This is a genomic window from Sorangium aterium, assembly GCF_028368935.1.
GTDB lineage: Bacteria > Myxococcota_A > Polyangia > Polyangiales > Polyangiaceae > Sorangium > Sorangium atrum.
Window position 1 is genome coordinate 240583 of the sequence record NZ_JAQNDK010000007.1, and the last position, 18511, is coordinate 259093.

Annotated in this window: 12 protein-coding genes; 6 read left to right on the top strand and 6 right to left on the bottom strand. The window is 72.2% G+C overall.

Annotation, left to right across the window (positions count from 1 at the left end):
• Positions 1-83: 83 nt before the first annotated feature.
• Both POL72_RS48795 and POL72_RS48800 read right to left on the bottom strand, forming a co-directional pair.
• Positions 84-1367 (bottom strand): type III PLP-dependent enzyme domain-containing protein, encoded by a 1284-nt coding sequence (locus POL72_RS48795; protein ID WP_272104136.1) that lies wholly within the window; start codon positions 1365-1367, stop codon positions 84-86.
• A 213-nt stretch (positions 1368-1580) separates the two neighbouring features.
• The gene (locus POL72_RS48800; protein WP_272104138.1) at positions 1581-2501 is read right to left on the bottom strand and encodes a dioxygenase family protein; all 921 of its coding nucleotides are present in this window, start codon (positions 2499-2501) and stop codon (positions 1581-1583) included.
• 1148 nt (positions 2502-3649) lie between these two features.
• Here POL72_RS48800 and POL72_RS48805 point away from each other — a divergent pair.
• Positions 3650-4057, top strand: coding sequence for a response regulator (locus POL72_RS48805; RefSeq protein ID WP_272104140.1), 408 nt, complete (start codon positions 3650-3652; stop codon positions 4055-4057).
• A 63-nt stretch (positions 4058-4120) separates the two neighbouring features.
• Complete coding sequence (locus tag POL72_RS48810) at positions 4121-5017, top strand: dienelactone hydrolase family protein (RefSeq protein ID WP_272104141.1); 897 nt, start codon at positions 4121-4123, stop codon at positions 5015-5017.
• Positions 5018-5083: 66 nt separating this feature from the next.
• Here the strand turns inward: POL72_RS48810 and POL72_RS48815 are convergent, their stop codons facing one another.
• From POL72_RS48815 to POL72_RS48825, 3 genes are all read right to left on the bottom strand, one after another.
• Positions 5084-6001 carry a Uma2 family endonuclease gene (locus tag POL72_RS48815; RefSeq protein WP_272104143.1) on the bottom strand — a complete coding sequence of 306 codons (918 nt, stop codon included), beginning with the start codon at positions 5999-6001 and terminating at the stop codon, positions 5084-5086.
• A 133-nt stretch (positions 6002-6134) separates the two neighbouring features.
• The gene (locus POL72_RS48820; RefSeq protein WP_272104144.1) at positions 6135-7388 is read right to left on the bottom strand and encodes a hypothetical protein; all 1254 of its coding nucleotides are present in this window, start codon (positions 7386-7388) and stop codon (positions 6135-6137) included.
• Positions 7385-11701: a VIT domain-containing protein gene (locus POL72_RS48825; protein ID WP_272104146.1), complete on the bottom strand. Its 4317-nt coding sequence runs from the start codon at positions 11699-11701 to the stop codon at positions 7385-7387. The genes POL72_RS48820 and POL72_RS48825 overlap by 4 nt, the downstream gene beginning before the upstream one ends.
• A gap of 503 nt (positions 11702-12204) precedes the next feature.
• On the opposite strand from POL72_RS48825, the gene POL72_RS48830 reads away from it, so the two are divergent.
• Positions 12205-12675: a hypothetical protein gene (locus POL72_RS48830; RefSeq protein WP_272104148.1), complete on the top strand. Its 471-nt coding sequence runs from the start codon at positions 12205-12207 to the stop codon at positions 12673-12675.
• A 57-nt stretch (positions 12676-12732) separates the two neighbouring features.
• Positions 12733-14220, top strand: coding sequence for a S28 family serine protease (locus POL72_RS48835; protein ID WP_272104149.1), 1488 nt, complete (start codon positions 12733-12735; stop codon positions 14218-14220).
• Positions 14221-14288: 68 nt separating this feature from the next.
• Here POL72_RS48835 and POL72_RS48840 read toward each other — a convergent pair whose 3' ends face one another.
• The gene (locus POL72_RS48840; protein WP_272104151.1) at positions 14289-15686 is read right to left on the bottom strand and encodes an SBBP repeat-containing protein; all 1398 of its coding nucleotides are present in this window, start codon (positions 15684-15686) and stop codon (positions 14289-14291) included.
• Positions 15687-16019: 333 nt separating this feature from the next.
• Here POL72_RS48840 and POL72_RS48845 point away from each other — a divergent pair, with 333 nt between their 5' ends.
• Positions 16020-17327, top strand: a complete 1308-nt coding sequence (locus POL72_RS48845; protein WP_272104152.1) for a hypothetical protein — start codon at positions 16020-16022, stop codon at positions 17325-17327.
• Positions 17328-17685: 358 nt separating this feature from the next.
• Positions 17686-18387, top strand: coding sequence for a thermonuclease family protein (locus POL72_RS48850; protein WP_272104154.1), 702 nt, complete (start codon positions 17686-17688; stop codon positions 18385-18387).
• Positions 18388-18511: the final 124 nt, after the last annotated feature.

Genomic DNA, 18511 nt, shown 5'->3' on the forward strand with positions numbered 1-18511 from the left:
CTCCACGCCGCAGCGCTCGCCGCTCCATGCTGCCACATGCTGGATTCCCGTGGAAACGTCCGTGTGAACGCCGCGCGGCGGGCTCATGGCCGGCCGCGGTCGCGGCTCCAGAATGCGACGACGTCCTCTGGCATCTCGCGCTCGCGCAGGACCCGGATGTCGTCGGCGTCGACGCCGAGCACAGCAGGGATGCCGCGGCTGCAGTGGCGAGACCACATGCTCAGCGTGTAAGCCCCCGTGTCGCGGATGAGCACGAGATCGCCGGGCGACAGCTCCGGAAACGCGAGCTCGCGGGCCAGCACGTCGCCGCCGAAACAGAGCGGGCCGCCGAGGGTGCACGGCGAGAGCGGCCCCTCCTTGGGCTCGGCCTCGGGATCGAGCGCCATGAAGTCATGGTGCCAGTCGTCCGGGTGATACGCGCGGCGCAGCAGGAAGTCGGCCCCGAGGTGGAGGATCGCTGTGCGCCCGGCCGAGTCCTTCTTTACGTACTCCACCCGCGAGACCGCGAAGCCGCAGCCCGCCTGGACCCAGCGCCCGAACTCGGTGATCAGCGCGGTCCCCTCCTCGAAGAGCGTCGGCACCTCGCGCCGCAGCGCGGCCGCGTAGTCCTCGAGCGCCGGGGGGCGGTCCGTGCTCCGGTAGGCGACCGGCAGACCGCCGCCGATATCCATGGTGCCGGCGGCGAGCGGCCCCATCGCGCGCCGGAGCTCCTGGCGCAGCGCCTCGACGCGGCCGATCCCGTCGACGAGCTGCGAGAGCGCGCACCCCTGCGAGCCGACGTGCACGTGCAGCCCGGCGAGCCACGGATACCGCGCGAAGGCGGCGCGCACGGCGTCGGCCTGTTCGAGGGGGACCCCGAACTTGGACCGCCGATCCGCGACGCTGGTCAGGGCGATGCTGGAGGCCCCGACCTGCGGGTTGATGCGCAGCCCGATGCGGCTGGCCGCCCCCTCGTGACGGACGAGCTCGTCGATGCGAGCGAGCTCATCGAGGTTGTCGGCGTTGAGCCGCACGCCCAGGCCGAGGGCCTCCGCGATGTCGGCGCGGGACTTTGCGGGAGAGTCGTAGACGATGCGGTCCGGAGGGCAGCCGGCGGCGAGCGCGAGCTTCACCTCCTCGAGCGAGGCCGCCTCGAGCCCAGCGCCGCAGTCGACCGCCGCCCGCAGGACCTCGACGAGGGGGTTCGCCTTGATCGCCACGGTGTGGAGGGCGCCCGGCGGGAACGCCGCGTCGATCCGTCCGATGCGCGCCCGCATGCGCCCCAGGTCGTGGAACAGGACCGCCGGCTCCACATCCATCCCCCGGCGCCGCGCCTCGCGGAACGCGCGCGCCATGCTCCCGGGATCCAGCCGATCCGTGTCGCTCATGGAACCTCCCTACCGCAGTCTGGCGCCCCGGAGCGAGATTGTCCGCCGCGCGGGCGCCGCGAAGGGGAGAGGTGCCCTGTTTCCTCGAAATTTCGTGTCGTCCGGCAGGCAGCGGGCAGGCGCCGTTCCGGCTTGCCGAGGGGTGGCCCGGGTCGAACTGGGGACGGTGACGCACTGCCCCCCGGGCGCCCCCCGGGGGGGACTTCCACGCGCTCAGGCATCGACGATGATGTCGAGAATGCTGGTGACCAGCCCCGAGGTGTACGTCGTCGGCATGACCACGCTTCCTGGAGGCGGATTGAGGCTGGACGCCGGGATGTTCGTCGAGCGAGCCGCGTAGGCGGGCTCCTTCTGGAAGACCTCCGCGCTGAGGTCCGCTTCGAAATAGAGCTGCGTCGTGATCCGCCTGGTCGTGGCTCCGTTGATGCGAGCGACCATGTGGACGTGGACCGGCCGCCCTGCCTCCGATCCGGGATAGATCGACTTGAAGCCCACGACCCCGTTGCGGTCGGAGAGCTGCACGCCGCGGCAGAAGCGATCCTGGCTCTCCGGCGTACGCTCGGCCGCGCCCGTGAACGGCGTGGAGGGGTCCTGATGCTCGAAGCCGCTGGTGTGCCCCTCCGCGTCACAGTGCCAGATGTAGACCTCGGCATCGGGGATGGGCTCGTGGTTGTTCCGGGCGTCGAGCAGGCGGACATAGAGCCTGAGCTCGCAGCCGGGGTGGTCGTCCCGGATGTCGTTGCGAAACAGGCTGATGTCGTTCGGGATCTCGCTGTCGTCGATGAAGGACGACCCCCCGATGTCGGTGGCGGTCAATCGGCAGCTGCCGGCGCCCTTGAAGATCAACGGATCCAGCGCGTCGGCGCCTCCTGCGCTCACGCCGCCGCCCGCGCTGCTCGGGCTGGTGGCGAAGGGGCCCGCGGTGCTGCTGCCCGTGCCACCAGGGCCGTTCCATGCGCCTCCTCCGCCGCCGGTGCCGCTCCCGCGCAGGTCGCCGCCGATCTCGTCGTCCTCTCTGCAGGAAACGAGTACGGGCTTGGTGATGGCGAACGCCCCGAGCTTGACGAGGGGCTGCCGACGGTTGAAGACCCAGTCGATCAGATCTCGCGGCACGGCTCCTTGCCTGTTACCCATACAACGGTCTCCTTCGATGAGTCGCCGATCTGACCCGTGCAATCACCCTGGTTTGACCGGACACGGAGCGGCGCCTCGCCCGTGCGCCAGCGTCGGGGCCAGCGCCGGCGCTGCCCAGGCTCGCGCCGCGGCCGGCGGTAGGGCCGCGGTCGACGCCGCCAGCGCCGCTCGTCCCCGAGGAGGCGCTCGTCGGCGCCGCGTCATCCGGGGCGTCATCGCCGTTCCCGGTCTCGGACTGGCACGCCACCATGACGAGCGACGGGATGAGCGCGCCGAGGATGGGTCGGGGAGCACGGGTACCGAAGCCGCCCGAGGACAGGCTGCCCCACCCGCTGTTCACGGTGAGACAGTGCTTCAAGGACATACGGGCTTGGCCCTCCTAAGTAAGAACCGGGCGACGCGCCGAGGTGCGCGATCGCGGAGCGACGGACCACAGATGGGATATCGTCGCTCGCTCTCGTCGTCAAAAGGATCGATTGATTTCTAGACCGAGGGAGAAATGGACATTCCGATGCTGAGGCCGAGTCGACTCGCGGGCGGCTGGTGAGGACAGGACCGACCTCCCCGGGAGCATCTCACGCCAACCTGCTGAGCACGGACCGTGCCCTGGCCGCCGGGCTCGTTGCATCTCGTCTCTCTCTCGCCTCGTCCAGATACCTAGTGGAAGAGCCAGGGCTCTCCTCGAAGCAGCCCTGGCGAAGAAGTGCAGCGCGCGCGGTGCGCACAAGGTTTCCTGTGTGACTCAGACGAATTCCCGGAACGGGCCGATATGATCACGCCGCGGGCGCGAGGAGGGGCCGTGCCGGTCCTCGGAGGCCGCCGCGGGGCAGCTGACCAGCGCGGATCCCGTTGTTTGGAGCGGCTGCCGGCGGGGGGCGGCGACGGTTCGGGGCCTGGCGGCCGCCTGTACAGGTCGGCTCGTTCCAGAGGATGAGCCCGCTCGCCCGAGGACCAGGCGGGCCTTGTCCGAGGAAGGCGAGGCACGATCGCCGTGCTCCCGCTCGGCGTGGGACCCTCCGGGCGATGACGGTGCAGGCGTAGCCGGACGTGGAGGGGGCCCTCGCCTGTCGGAAAGCCGACGGACGCTTCTGATTTTGTCGGTTTTGGTGTACTAGGCGCCCCCTCGAGAGCTCGAACCGGACCCCCGCATGACCCGCATCCTCCTCATCGACGACTCCGCCGCGATGCGGGCGCACATGCGAGCCGCGCTCGAGGGGGCGCCACAGCTCGGGCCGGCGGTGGAGATCGACGAGACGGCGAGCGGGTTCGAGGCGCTCCGGCGGATGCACCGGGGCGCCTACGACGCGGTGATCATCGACATCCACCTGCCGGACATCGACGGCCTCGAGCTCATCCGTTTCATCCGGCAGAGCCGGCACCATCGCGACGTCGCGGTCGTCATCGTCTCGTCGATGTCCTCGCCGCGCGAGCGCGAGCGGGCGTTCCGGCTCGGCGCGCATGCGTTCGTCGCGAAGCCGTTCGCCCCGGATACGCTGGCGTCTGCGGTCCGGCGGGGGGTCGCGTCGAGCCAGCTGCGCCTGCGCGTCGCGACGTAGGCGGGCGCGACGCCTCGCGGCGAGGCTTCCGGCGCACCGCTCCGAGCTGGTAGGGTGCGGGCCATGACGCTCCTGTCCCACCTCCGCCGCCTCCGCTTGGCTGCGCCGCTGGCGCTGCTCGTCGCGACCGCCTGCTCTGCCTCGTCTCCCACGCCCCGCGTCGAGCCGCCGACCGGGGCCGCGGCGCCGGTGCAGGCGTCGTCCGGCGCCGCGGATAGCCCGACCGGGCTGCTCTCGGAGGAGGACTTCAAGGCCCTCCACCAGCTCAGGGCGGACAAGGCCCCGCCCGCGCGAGGACAGACGGTCGAGGTGGCCAGCACGAAGGCGTACCTGAGCCTGCCGCGGGACGCGAAGCCGCCGATCGCGGGCGTCGTCGTCATCCACGAGTGGTGGGGCCTGAACGAGCACATCAAGCACTGGACCGATCGCCTCGCGGAGGACGGGTATGCGGCGCTCGCCGTGGACCTCTACGGCGGCAAGGTCGCGACCACGCCGGACGACGCGATGGCGGCGATGAAGGCGGTCGACGAGGCGAAGGGGATCGAGATCGTGCGCGCGGCGCACCGCTTCCTCACGACGGACGCGCGCGTCCTCGCGCCCCGCACGGCCTCGATCGGGTGGTGCTTCGGCGGCGCGTGGTCGCTCAAGCTCGCGCTGAACGAGCCCGAGCTCGACGCGGCCGTCATCTACTACGGCCGGCTCGTCACCGACCCCGCGCAGCTCAAGGCGATCAAGGCGCCCGTGCTCGGCATCTTCGGCAACCAGGACAAGGGCATCCCGCCCGAGGTCGTCAACGACTTCGACAAGGCGCTCCACGACGCGGGCATCGAGCACGAGGTGCTCCGGTACGACGCCGACCACGCCTTCGCGAACCCGTCCGGAGAGCGGTACAACACCAAGGCCGCGGCGGACGCGTGGGAGAAGGCGCGGCGGTTCCTGGCGGCGAAGCTGAAGGGCTGATGAGCGGCGCGGCGGCGGGGCTGGCGAGGAAGACTCGAGCGGCCATCCCCCTCGCCGGCCAGGCGCTCAGCGCGACTTGAGCCGCTCTATCTCCGCGCGCGCCTGCGCAAGCTGCCTCTCTGTCTCCTCGCGCAGGCGCTGCTCCTCCTCGCGCAGGCGCTGCTCCTCCTCGCGCAGGCGCTGCTCCTCCTCGCGCAGGCGCTGCTCCTCCTCGCGCAGGTGCCGCTCCCTGTCGAGCTCCGCAGCAAGCTCCTCGGCGACGCGCTGCGCGTCCTCCTGGTGGGAGATGACCTGATCGAGCATCCCGCCAAGGCGAGCGATCATCTCGTCCGCGTCCTCGAGAGGGGCGTTGCCCGCGAAGAAGCGGAGGCGAGGGCCGTCGACCAGCAGATCGAGGCCGAGCACCTCGGAGGCGAACCGGCCAGCCTGAGGCACGATGCGCTGGTAGGCGCGCGGGCGTGAGGGATCGCTCTCCTGGGCTGCGGGCAGCCTGTAGGCGTGCAGGCGCAGGCGGGCGCGGTCGAAGAGGAAGTACTCGCGGATGCCGAGCCGGGCGTAGCGGTCGACGTTGAGCTTGTGATCCTTCGTGCGGCTGCCGGCGACGTGGACCTCGATCACGAGATCGAGCCCCTTGCCCTCGTGGTCGACCGCCCACCGCATGCGCTCGTGGGGCTCGACGTCGACAACGGCGAGCAGGTCGGGCGCGAACCGCGGCTCGCCGGGATAGAAGACGGCGAGCTCGGAAGAGAGGTAGATCTTCCGGGCGGTGCGGCGGAAGAAGCCGTCCAGGGCGTCGAGCGCATCGCGCTTCGCCTTGCGGTGCGCGTCTCCCTCGGGAGGCATGAGCTCCAGGGGGACCTCGGCAGGGAGCATGTCGACGACGCGCGCGCGCTCGGCCGGGGTCATCCGCGCCCACTGCTCGCTCGTCGGCGCGCGCGGGTCCGCAGGGTCGAAGAGATAACCGGCAGGGAGGGCCTGAACCACACGCAAAGCCTAGCTCAACCGACCTCGCTCGGGGAGGCTCCCAGGGCGCCGCGCGCCAAGGGCATGCCTTGCACCCCTTACGGCCAGGCATCGTTTTCCGTTCGATTTTCAGGGGCGGTCGTCGCTCCTCGCTTCAGCGGAGCTCGCGCAGCGCTGCGATGAGCTCCGACAGCGACGTCGCGTCGCTCCGATCGAGCGCCGCCGAGCCCGCGGCGAGCGCCTCGGCGAGCGCGCGCGAGCCCCCGGCCTCCGGCGCGGCGGCGGCGATGGCCGACTCGGCGCGCGCTATCTCCGTCACGAGCGCGCCGATCGCCGCCGGGTCGATCGCCGCTGCCCTCGCCGTCGCGGAGAGCGCGCCCGCGGCGCTCTCGACCTGCTCGACAGACGCGCGCGTCGAAGCGTGGAGCTCCGCCAGGCGCAGCCGCTCTAGCAGCGCGCCGTACGCCGACTCCATCGCGGCGAGCTCGCGCAACGCGAGCGCCGCCGGGCCCTCCGCCGCCTCTGGACCGGCCGCACTGTCGACGGCGCCGAGCGCGCCCGGCGCGCGCCGCCCCGCGATCTCCATGACCTCGACGCGCGCCGCCCGCACCTCGCCGAGGAACGCCTCGAGCGACGCCGCCGCCGGCGCGAGGGCGCCCGCGCCCAGGGTCGCGAGCGCCTGCGTGGCCTCGCGCGGCCGCCGCCGCAGCAGCCGCCGGAGGGGCGCGTTGCACGCGATCCGCAGCGCCGCGGCCTCCGCGGCGGCGAGCACCCGCTGGCCCATCGACAGCTTCAGCGCGGCCTCGTCGCACGCGCGCGCGAGGTCCTCGGCGAGCGCGCTCGCCTCCGGTCGCGTCTCCGATCGGGGCCCGTCCTGCGCGCCGGCGCGCTTCGCCTCGAGCGCGGCGCGCGCGTCGGCCAGCGCGCCGACCGCGGCGCGCAGCCGCGCGACGGCGTCGTCGGCCGAGGCCGTCTCGGCGGCGAGGTCGTCTCCCTCGGCGTACGCGCGCTGGCTCGCCGCGAGCAGGCGGCGCCGCTCGTCGCCGGCCCGCAGCGCCGCGGCGCTCCGGCGGGCCCGCGCCGCCCCGAGCGCAGCCGCGGCGCGCGCGCCGAAGGTCCACGCGCACGCCGCGGTCGCCCCGATCGCGGCCGCGGCGGCGATCCCCACGGCGGCCGTCGGGACGGCCGCGCCCGCGCCAGCGCCCACGCGCAGCCCGATCATCCCGGCCGCGAGCGCGCAGGCCGCCGCGCCCGTGCCGACCGCGCGCGCGCCGCGCTGGCGGGGCGCGGCCTCGAGCGCCGTCACGCCGAGGTAGGCCACCGAGCCGAGCGCCACGAGCAGCAGGACGAGCGACAGCGGCGAGGTCAGCGTGATGAGGAGCCAGCCGAGCAGCGAGACGTCGATCATGGCAGCGCGCCGCTTGCCAGCGCGACCTCCCGGTCCTTCGCGCCGATCGACCCCGGCGCGCTCGTCACCTGGAACGACGCGCCGTCCCACACGATCGTCGTCACCACGAAGCGCACGTCCCTGCCCGGCGGATCGCTGCGGAACCGGACGCGCCACTCGAGGCGCGCGAGCTCCGAGGCGGGCAGCTGCACCGCCGCGAGCCCGACCGCCGGCGCGAAGGTGCCGTCGCCGAGCGCCGCGTCCACCTGGCCGTCCCGCGCCGCGAGGGCGAGCTCCGCGGCGTAGTCCTCCCAGAGCACGACGCGCAGCGCCCCGGGGCCGCTGAAGAGCTGGAGCTCCTTCAGCTTGCGGGCGAGGCTCTCGGCCTCGGCGCCGGGGGCGGCGCCCCCGGCGAGCAGCCGGCCGATGCGCGCCGCCGACAGGAGCCGCGCCCACGCGCGCGGATCGTCGGCCCCCGGCGTGCCCTCCGCGGCGGCGACCTTGCGCTGGATGCGGAGCGCCTCGTCGACGCGCCCGCTGCCCGCGGCCGCCGCGGCGAGCCTCAGCCAGCCCTGGGGCTCGGCCGGCGCGAGGTCCGTGAGCGTCGTGTACTGGCGGTACGCCGCCGCGTACCAGCCGTGCCGGAGGTAGACGTCGCCGAGCATCGCGCGCGACGCGGGGCTCGCCGGATCGAACTCGACGACCTCCGAGTACGTGCGCAGCGCGTCCGCCTCGAAGCCGCTCGACGCGAGCACGTCGCCGAGATCGAGCGCGAGCGCCGGGCTCATGAAGCCGCGGTCGCGCAGCCGCCGCCCGTAGGCGAGCGCCTCGTCCTTCCGGCCCGCCTCCGCGAGCAGGCGCACCCGCCGGATCTCCCCCTCCGGATCGTCGGGCCGGTCGGTGAGCGCCTGCCGCACCAGCGCGAGCCGCTCGTCCACCGTCGGGAGCGCCGCGAGCCGCTCGTCGAGGAGCGCCCAGCTCGCCCTCGGATCGACGCCCCCGAAGAGCGTGCGCCGCACCGCCGCGGAGATCGCGGGATCCACGCTCCGCCGGAGGAGCGCGTGCGCGATGAACCGCTGCGCCTCGGGCTCGCCGGCGAACCGGGCGAGCAGCGCCTCGGCGCCGCCCTCGGTGGACACCTTCGCCTGGAGGAGCGAGAGGAGCGCGGCCCTCGAACGCCAGTCCGGCAGCTCGCAGGTCGTGAGCGCGCCCTCGTAGCGCGCGATGAGCTCCTCCGCCGCCGTGGCGCGGGCGAGGCGCTTCGACCAGACGACGATGCGCTCGGCGAGCGGCCGCCGCGCGGTGTCGCTGCACGGCGCCATCGCGACCTGCGGGCGCCTCGGCGGCGGGGAGGTCCGGGGAGCGGGGCGCACCGCCGCGGGCGCTGTCTTGCGGGCCTTCTCCAGGCGCGTGATGGCGTCGGACGGCGTGATCGCACCGCCGCCGCCCACCGCGCCTTTGAACCCGAGCGCGCCGGCCGCGCGCCGCGCGGGCGGCTCGCCGGCCGCCGGTGCGCTCATGGGCGCATCCAGCGGGCGGGGGGCGTCCGCCTGGTTCGCCGCGGCCTCCTGCTTCAGCCGCGCCGGCTCTTGCTTCACCTCCGCCTCCTCTGCCGGGGGCGCCGCCGTCGCGGTGGGCGCAGGGGGCGGGGCCGCCTGTGCGGCGCCGGGCGAGGCGACATCCCCCCGGGCGCTCTGGTCCCGCTCGTTGCCCTGCTCCGCGATCGCGGGCGCCATCGCCGGCGCTGGCGCCGCCGCCTGCGCCCTCGCGCCGTAGCCGCCTTCTTTCGCCGGGCTCTCCTCGTAGCTGGCGCTCGGCTCGCTCCTCCCGCACCCGGCGGCGACGGCCGTGGAGGGCGGCGCGAGCAGCGCCGCGAGCTCGCGCTCTCGCTGGGGCGTGAGCGACGTCAGCCGCTCGCCCCGGAGCGGCGAGCGCCGCCGCCGGATCCCCTGGTTCATGTAGGCCTGCTCGCTCTCGAGCGCCAGCGTGCTCGTGAACGGCGTGATCAGCCCGTAGTCGAGCCCGAGCTCCACCACCTTGCCCCGGTGCGCCTCGATGTCGTCGCCGTCCGCGAGCAGCCGCCGCATCTTCTCGGCGGCCCAGAAGCGCGGCACCAGCGCCGCGCCGACGCCCCGATCGAGCTCGATGGGGTGCTCGCGGGTGTACTCCTTCCCCGCGAGCCGCCCCTTCACGATCGCCTTCGTGGGCAGCGCGTGGTGCGTGCGCGCGAGCAGCACCACCTCCTCGCCGCGCGACACCTTGCCGCTCGCGGTGAGCATCGGCTCGTCGAGCCCTGCGCCGAGGTCGATCGCGAGATCGGTGATGGTCGGCGTCTTGATCGCGCCGGCGAGGCGCAGCACCTCGGACGTCGAGCCCTCGGCCTCGTCGATCCGGAACGCCTGTCCTCCCCCGGCGCGCGCGAGCTCGCGGAGCAGCGCGTGGTTCGAGTTCTCGCCGACGCCGACGGTGAAGAAGCGCGCGCGCGAGCCCGTGAGCGAGCGCCGGAGCCGCTCCGCGAGGCGCGCGCCCGTCACCTCGCCGCTCGTCGCGAGCCCGTCGCCGATGTAGATGACCGCCGGCTGCTCCTTGCCGTGCACCCGCCCGAGCGCCGACTCGAACAGCGCGCCGAGGTCGGTCGCGCCCCCCGTCGCGTGCTCGGCCAGCCGCGTGAGCGCGGCGGAGATCTCCTTGTCCGACGCCTCGGCCAGCCCGTCCTTCGGGTGCAGGACGGCCGGCGCCGAGTCGAGCGCGATCAGCGCGAAGTGGTCCGACGGCGACATCGCCCGCAGGATCGCCTCGGCGGCCGCGGCCTTCTGCTGCCGCGCCGACTCGTCGGCCGACGCCGACGTGTCCACCACGACGACCAGGTCGGCGGGCAGCTCCTTGAGCTCGGCCCAGTCCACGTCGGGCACGTACCTGGCCATCACGTAGTCCGCGCGGTCCTCGCCCGCGGCGAAGCGCGACACCCGCAGCGGCGACGGCTTGGCCTTGACGGAGGCCTCGAGCTGGAAGTCCGCGCGCGGCTCGTAGCCGCTCCGCCGCATGCTCACCCGCCGCCCGCCGTCCTCGATCACCGCGTCGGCGAGCGTCGCGATCTGCAGCCCCTGGCCGGCCTGGCCGAGATCCACGGAGAGGGAGAACTCGCCGATCTGCACGGGCTCGCTCGCGCGCATCGGGTAAACGTAAGCAAGCTTACCTGATGGCGCGCTGAGCAACTCCACGTAGCGCAGCACGACGCGCCGGGAGCCGCTGGCGGGCACGGGGAAGATGCGGGCGCGGTAGCTGTGCCCGTCGACCCACTCGAGCAGCGCCGGCTCGTGCCCGGTCTGCACGGCGGTCTGGTACCGCTGCGCCGCTTCCTTCCGCTCGATGACCTCGCCCTCGACGAGCACGCCGTTGGTCTCGACGGCGAACGAGCTCACGATCGCCCGCTCGGGCACGGTGAACCAGTACCAGCCCTCGACCTGGCGTCCGCCCGGGTTCGAGAAGGTCTGGTCCACCTCGGTCTCGGCGATGCCGTCGCGCAGGACGGCCCGCACGGATTGCCGGCTGATCTCGAGCGTGCGCGCCTGCGCCCCTGGGGCGCCCTGCAGGTCGACGCCGTAGATCCGGCCCGATCCGCTGCCTTCGCCTGCGAGCGGCCGGTGGTCGCCCATGCCTCCGGTCCAGTCCTCCCAGTAGGCGAGGGGCGCCACCTTGGGCGCGGCGCTGCCGGCGACCGTCGCCTGCTCCCCTGCGTGCACCTCGACGCGCCCGCCGGGGGCCGCGACGACGGCGAGCCCGCGCGCCACGTACACGCTCACGGCGTCGCCCGAGCGCCTCATCGACAGGCCGGCGTCGGCCGCCGAGACGTTGACGTCCCCGAGCGCGTGCGAGAGCCCGCCGCGCCCTTCGGGCGGCGCGTCGAGCCAGACCTCGCCCTGGGCGATCGAGAGCCCCTCTGCGCGGAGCGCGATCTCCGAGTCTGCGCGGAGGAACACCGCCGAGCCGTCGGCGAGCCGGACGAGCGCCCGCGCGCCCTTTCCGGTCGCGAGCTTCGCCCCGACCGGGACCGGTATACCGGACACCACGGTCGACTTCCTGTCGTCCTGCGCGCTCGCCGCCAGCGTGACCTCCCCCGACGACAGCTCGAGCCGCGCGCCGATCGCGCTGGTCTTCTCGGGCTTCGTCTCGTGGCTCAGGACGAGCGCGGTCACGCTGGCGGCGAGCGCGAGCGCCCCGAGCGCGAGCCGGAAGCGCAGGCCGCGCCTGCGGCGCGCGAGCTCGGCCCCCGCCCTCGCTGCGCCCTCTTCTGCCGGCGTGTCGGCCGGCTCTACCTGTTCATGCGACGACATCCAAGACCTCCTCGCCGCGGTGGCCCTCGCCCCCGGGAGCCCAGCGCGGGGCCGCATGCAGACGTCCCATGCCCCCCGGCGATCTACCGAAGCGATCGCGCTGGTCATCGTAACGGGAAAGCGCGGAGGAAGCGTAGCCCCAAGCCGGAGCGGGACGGCGAGCGGCGCTCCTCCGGCTGCCGCCTGGTGCTGGCACGAGCTGCGAGCCGCCCAGGCGTCAAGAGAAGAAGAATTGAACGCAAAGGCGCAAAGGCGCAAAGACGCCAAGAGAGGAGAGAGAAGCTCGTGAAGGCGCAGGAAGATCGCAACGCCAGCGCTCCAAGAGAGCGAGGGAGGCTAATGTTCTCTCTTGTCTTTTAGCGTCTTTGCGCCTTTGCGCCTTTGCGGGTCCGGGTCGCCCCAACCTGGGTTGGGGGGCAGGGCGACCCCGCGCGGCGGGTCGCGTTGTGCTCCGCATGGAAGCTCTCTATGCTCTGTCGATGCAATGGACACATCGATTGCTTGTGATTTCCGTCGTGAGCTGTCTCGGCTGTGAAGCGAGCGAACCGGAGGCAGGCGTCAGCGCCGGCGGCACGGGTGTTCCGGACGTCTCGGGCGGCACTGGAGGCCAGGGCGGCGCCCCGGACCGGAGTTTCGGTGGGATCATCGATTCGGAGGGAGAGTTCGATCCCATCCCGCTCGAGGGCCTCACGCCCTGCGCAGAGCGCCCGGTGTTCTGCGAAGCTGGAGGCACCTCCGCCGACGTTGCGACGGAGCACCTGCTGGAGATCGGCGAGGATTGCGTCATCGCTATGAACTTTCCGTGCGGCGCTGGGATCGCGGTCAAGTTCGATGAGAGGGGCTGCGCCGGCGGGACACAGGATCCTGACATCGACGCGAGAGCAATGTCCTGCTTCATCGAGGCCATCACGGCGGAGCGATGGGCTTGCGCCACGGGCATGATCGTGCGGGCGGGCGCCTGGACCTGTGAATAACCGGCGCTCGCCTCGACGCGCCGTGCAGGCCCACGCGTTGGCAACTTCACCCTGGCAATGAGCACGCCGGACCGAGGACGGTCCGCGAGCTCGAGCACAAGCGCGAGCGCCGGGACCGGCGGCGGCTCGACCGGCGAGGGCGGTACGAGCGGCGGCGCGACCGATGGCGGCGGTGGCAGCGGCGGCGCAACCGATGGCAGCGGCGGCGCTGGCGGCGTGGGCGGGTCGGCCGGCGGCGGCGGCGCGCCGGTGGATATCCTGGATCAGCTGCGCGCGCTCGACGTCGCCGAGGTCACGGAAGAGGCGTCCAAGATCCCCGGCTATCGGTTCTTCGTCATCGAGCTCGAACAACCTGTCGATCACGATGCCCCGGGTGGCGAGCGCTTCCGGCAGCGGCTCGCGCTGCACCACCGCGACTCGAGCGCGCCGCTCGTGCTCGCCGCGACCGGCTACTCGCTTTTTCTCTCCGAGCAGTACATCGAAGAGCCCACCGCGCTCTTGAACGCAAACCAGATCTACATCGAGCACCGGTTCTTCCAGCCGTCGCGCCCGGACCCGGCGGATTGGACCAAGATGACGATCGAAGCGGCGGCCGCCGATCACCACCGCGTCGTCGAAGCGTTCCGCGCGATCTACACCGGGAGATGGATCTTTACGGGAGCGAGCAAGGGGGGAATGTCCTCCGTCTACCATCGTCGTTTCTACCCCGATGACGTCGACGGCACGGTGGCCTACGTGACTCCGCTCAGCCACGGCGTGGAAGATCCACGCTACATCGATTTCCTGAACCAGGTCGGCGAGGCCGACTGCCGCGACCGCATCGCCGCGTTCCGGCGCGAGGTGCTGCTCCGGCGCCCGGCGATGCTCGAGCGCGCGGAGACGGAAGCGGACGCGCTGGGCTTGACCTACGATCTGTTCGGCGTCGAGGCGCAGCTCGAGAGCGCCGTGATATGGCTCCCGTTCTACTTCTGGCTCTACTCGCACGAGGTCAACTGCGGCCAGATCCCGGATGCGTCGGCGTCCGACGACGACCTGTGGCTGGCCCTCGGCCTGATCTCTCCCGTGAGCGCCGGCGCCGATGCTGCGTATCTCGCCTTCGAGCCGTACTACTGGCAATGCTACACAGAGCTCGGCGCCCCCATGCCCGACACCGCTGATGTCGCGGACCTGCTCACGTTCGACTGGAGGTCGGTCGATCGCCTGCCGAGCATCCCCGTCGAGCCGGAGTTCTTGCCTGCCGCGATGGAGGACGTCGCGCGCTGGGTCGCTACCGAAGGCAGCGAGCTCCTGTTCATCTACGGCGAGAACGACCCCTGGTCTGCCGGGGCCTTCGATCTCGGCGCGGCGGTGGACTCGTATCGCTATTTCGCGCCGGGCGAGAACCACGGCGCGCACATCGGCGGCCTCGCCCCGGCCGACAGGGACGCCGCGGTGGCGACGCTCGCCCGGTGGGCGGGGGTGCCACGGTCGCTCGTGACGGCGCAGCCCTTGCGCGCTGCCCTCCCCCGCTCTCCGCGCATGCTGCGCCCGCGATTCGCTCTCTGATCGCCTCGCTGTGCCATCGGTGGCCCGGATGCGGCCTGGGGTTCGAAAAGGACAGTGAGCCGCCCGTCTCAAGGAGCGAACGCGGCGATGAAGATGTCCTTCGCGCCGGCGGAGACGAGCGGACCAGCGCCGAGATCGGCCGTGCCGGTCAGCTGGCCTGTCACAGCGATCCGCCCCTCCCTGTCGATCGCCAGGTGGCTCGCGAGGGCGCCGGCGAAATCCTGGCTCCAGAGCTCCGCCGCATCTGGATCGAGCTTCGTGAGGCGAAAGCCACGGCCCGCTGCCCCCTCGGATATCTCGACGATGTTGCCACCCCGATCCAGGGCGAGGCGATCGCCGTGGGGGGCCTCCCTGCTCCACAGATGCTCGCCCGAGGGCGTCAGCTTGGCGACGAACGTCGACCCCGGGGCCAACGGGCCTCCTCCGAGGTCGATCGCCTCCGCGACATAGCCGGAGAAGAGGATGTTGTCCGACGCGTCGATCGCGACGCTGCTCGCAGAGGCGCCGCCCAGCACCGTTATGTCCTCGCCCTCGAAGATCTTGCTCCAGAGCAGGGCGCCGGCTCGGTCGTGCTTCTTCACCACGATGGCCTGGGAGCAGGGGCATCCGGAGCCGTAGCCCTCATGCTGCCAGGCGACCACGACGATGTTGCCGGCGCTGTCGAACTCGACGCTGCCCTCGATCCCGTCGCCCAGGTCGTTCTGCGCCTCCCAGAGCTGGTTGCCTGACGCGTCGAGCACCTTGACCGCGCTGTTCCCCTCGGGGGTCGGTTGCCCGCCATCGTACAGCGAGCCGTACAGGACGGCGACGTTGCCTGCTGCGTCGACGGCGACATCGTACGTCTCGGGCTCCCATGCGAAGCCGACAGGCGGATACCCTCTGCTCCAGAGGTGATCGCCGTCTTCGTCGAACTTCGCGACGAACAGGGGCTCTGTGTTCCCGGAGAAGCTCAGAGCGGGGGCGTGAGGCAGCTGGCCACCGCCGAGGTCGACGGTCGCCGGAGGCGTGTCCGAGAAGCTGGGATCCCTCGCGACATAGGAGCCGGTCAAGAGGACATCGCCGGCGGCATCGACGGCGACGGCGCCTCCGCGCTCATCGGTGTCAGTCCCGAATCGATTGCTCCAGATCACGTTGCCGAGCGGATCGAGCTTGATGAGGAAGATGTCCTCGCCGCCCGCGCTCACGAGCGGACCCGCCCCGAAATCGACGGCCCCGGTGAACCACCCCGCGACGTACAGGTTGCCTGACGCGTCCGCGGCGACGCCGTAGCCCACGTCCTTCCCCGCGGCGCCGAACCGCGCAGACCAGCGCGGCGCGCCGGTCGCTTCACCGTGGCCACCTTCGCCGCCGCCATGGCCGCCTTCGCCGCTGCCGCCGTGGCCGCCCTCGCCATGGCCGCCTTCGCCGCTGCCGCCGTGGCCGCTTTCGCCGCGGCCCCCCTCGCCGCCGCCCCCGCCCGAGGACACGCTGCTCGCTGCATCGCTGCCGCCGGTCCCCGGCTCACCGCCGGAGCCGCCTGCACCCGCCGATGGGTCACATGCGGCAGCGAGGATCAGGACCGCTGAGACGGCGCCTCTCGTGCGACAGGTCAGGCCGTTGGATGACGTCCGCAGTGCATCTCGATTGCTCATGACCGTCTGTTGCCCGCCGTGGGGCAGAGATTCAGCCCGCCGGCCGCGGCCGGAACGGCCGGCGCCCCTCCGGCGGAATCGCCGCCCCGAGCCTCCGCTCCCGGGCTAACCTCGAGCGATGACCACCGCGGATCACGGCGAGCACATTCCGGCGATGCGGCCGCAGCGATGAGCGAGGACGCTCCCGGCGCGGCTTCGCCCGAGCGATTCTGCAAGGTCGAGGTGCAGGATGTCCGCCGCGCCAAGCGCCTCCTCGGGTCCCTGGTCGTCGCATCGCTCGTCGGCACGTTCGCCGCTCCGTGGGGGCTGGCCGTGCTCGGGACGGAGGAGGCCTCGCTCTTCGCTGCGCTGATCGGCCTTGGCAGCTACTTCGTCAGCGCTCTGTCGTTCGCCGGCGCGGACCGCGGACCGGGCGAGCGCCGCCTCCGTGACGGCAGCGTGAAGATCGAGGGCGAGCGGCTGCTGATCGCGGAGGGAGCGAAGGAGAGCAGTCTGCCTCTCGCGCGCCTCACCGGCGGCTGGACGGAGCGGACGCCGAACGGCCACGCCGCGGTGCTGTCGTTCTCGGATGGGCGCGTCGCCGCCGTCGAGCAGGCCTCGGAGGAGGAGGCGATCGATCTCTTGTCGCGGGCCGGGGCGGGCACGCAGGCGCGCGCGGTGCGGATGCGCACGTACCGCGAGGACTCCAGCGGTCGCAAGATCGCGGGCTGTCTCCTGGCCATCTTCGTCCTGATCCTCGCCCCGTGTGTGCTGGCGGTGCTGATCCTGCTGTTCATGGCCATCGCGGAGTGGTCAATCGCGCCCCTCGCTCCGATGACGGCAACGGGCGGGCTCGTGCCGCTCCTGGGCGTCGCGGCCTGGCTCTGGGCCAAGGTGACGCCGAACTGGGTGCATATCGGCACAGACGGAGTGATGGTCAAGAGCGCGTTCCGGCGGCGGTTCTTCCCGCACAGGGCCATCGTCCAGATCACTCTCACCCACGGGGGAGTTGGCGGCGTCTATCATTTCGTGAAGATCGGCCTGCGGGACGGCAAGTCGATCACCGTCCCGGCGGCCAGCCGCGCCGAGGCGACGGCGCTGATCGAGCGTATTCAGGCCGCTCGGGCCGTCGTCGCGACGCAGGATCGGGCGCGGCTGCTGGAGGTCATCGCGCGCAATGGCCGGCCGCTGGCCGAGTGGAAGAAATCGCTGGAGTCGCTGGTGGCCAGGACCGGATACCGGACGGCGGGGAACGACCTCGAAGAGGTGCTGCGCATCGTCGAGGACGGTTCTGCGCCGCCGGAGCAGCGCGTCGCTGCGGCGCTCGCGGCGCGCCCGCACGGGGGCGAAGCGGTGGAGAGACGGATCCGCGTCGCCGCCGAGGCGAGCGCCGAGCCGAAGCTGAGGCTGGCGCTGGAGAAGGTGTCCGCGGGGGAGGACGAGGACGATTTGCTGGAGGAGATCGGCGCCGGCGAGGCCCGGAAGGCGGTGGGATGAACGGTGCTATAGGAGAGGAAGAATTGAACGCCAAAAGACGCTAAAAGACGCCAAAACAAGAGAAAAAAGCTCGTGAAGGCGCCAGAAGAAGATTGCAACGGCAGCGCGCCAAGGGGCGAAGGACGAAAATAGCTCTCTCTTGTCTTTTGGCGCCTTTGCGCCTTGGCGTTCCAATCTCCCTCTCCATCCCACCGGCGCTTCAGGCCACCTCAGGCCCCGCGGGTCAGGCGCGGCGAGCGCTTTCCTAGGGCCAGGGCCCTCTCTATATCTTCATGGAACAGGCCGCCTGGACAGGGCGAAAGTCCGCGCGATGCGCGGACGGCGGTTTCTGTGGGGCTATCCATCATAGGAGGGGGCGATGGCAGGATTGCTTCCGGAGTTCCGGAGGTTCATCGACTACGTGTCTCTTGTCTCCCGGAGGCGGGGGCTGCGCCGGGAGCTGCCGGGCGACAGCTTCGTCGCCGAGGTGGTGAGGACGGTCGACGGCGACACGCTCCGCGTGCGCGACGAGCGCGGCGTGACCCATCCTGTCCGGATGCTCTCGATCGATACGCCGGAGACGCACTTCCTCGGCGCCTCGCAAGGTCACTGGGCCGAGGTGGCCGCAGAGCGGCTCTCCGAGCTGCTCCCTGACGGCGCCGAGGTCGAGATCCAGACGGACGAACAGCCGTTCGACGCCTACGGCCGCGTGCTCGGATACGTCCTTTCGCGAGGTCGGCTCATCAATCGGCAGATGCTCGAGGAGGGCCTGGCGACGACCTACATCGTCGCCCCGAACCTCCGTCATGCCCGGGAGCTCTCCGAGGCCGCGCGGCGGAGCTTCGCCGAGCGCCGCGGCATGTTCAGCGACCCCAGCGTCCTGCTCCCGTACGAGTTCCGGTGGAGGATGCGAGGCCATTCGAGCGCGAAGCTCGTCGGCAGCCTGTCCCGAGGCGAGGTGTACGATCTGGCGGAGCGGGAGCGGGTCCCCGTCTGGGATCGGGTATTCTTCTTCAACGCGAAGGACGTCAAGGCGCCGTTCTTCCGCGTCACGCCGGAGCGGCACCGGCGGGACGGCTGAACCGACCGCCGTGGGGGGCGCGCTCGCCGCGGCGCCCCGGTCGCGCACGCGGAGCGGGCCATGATGCCACGCATCGTGGCAGTTTGCCTCGCGCCACCCCGCTCCTCGGCTGGACGGAGCGCGC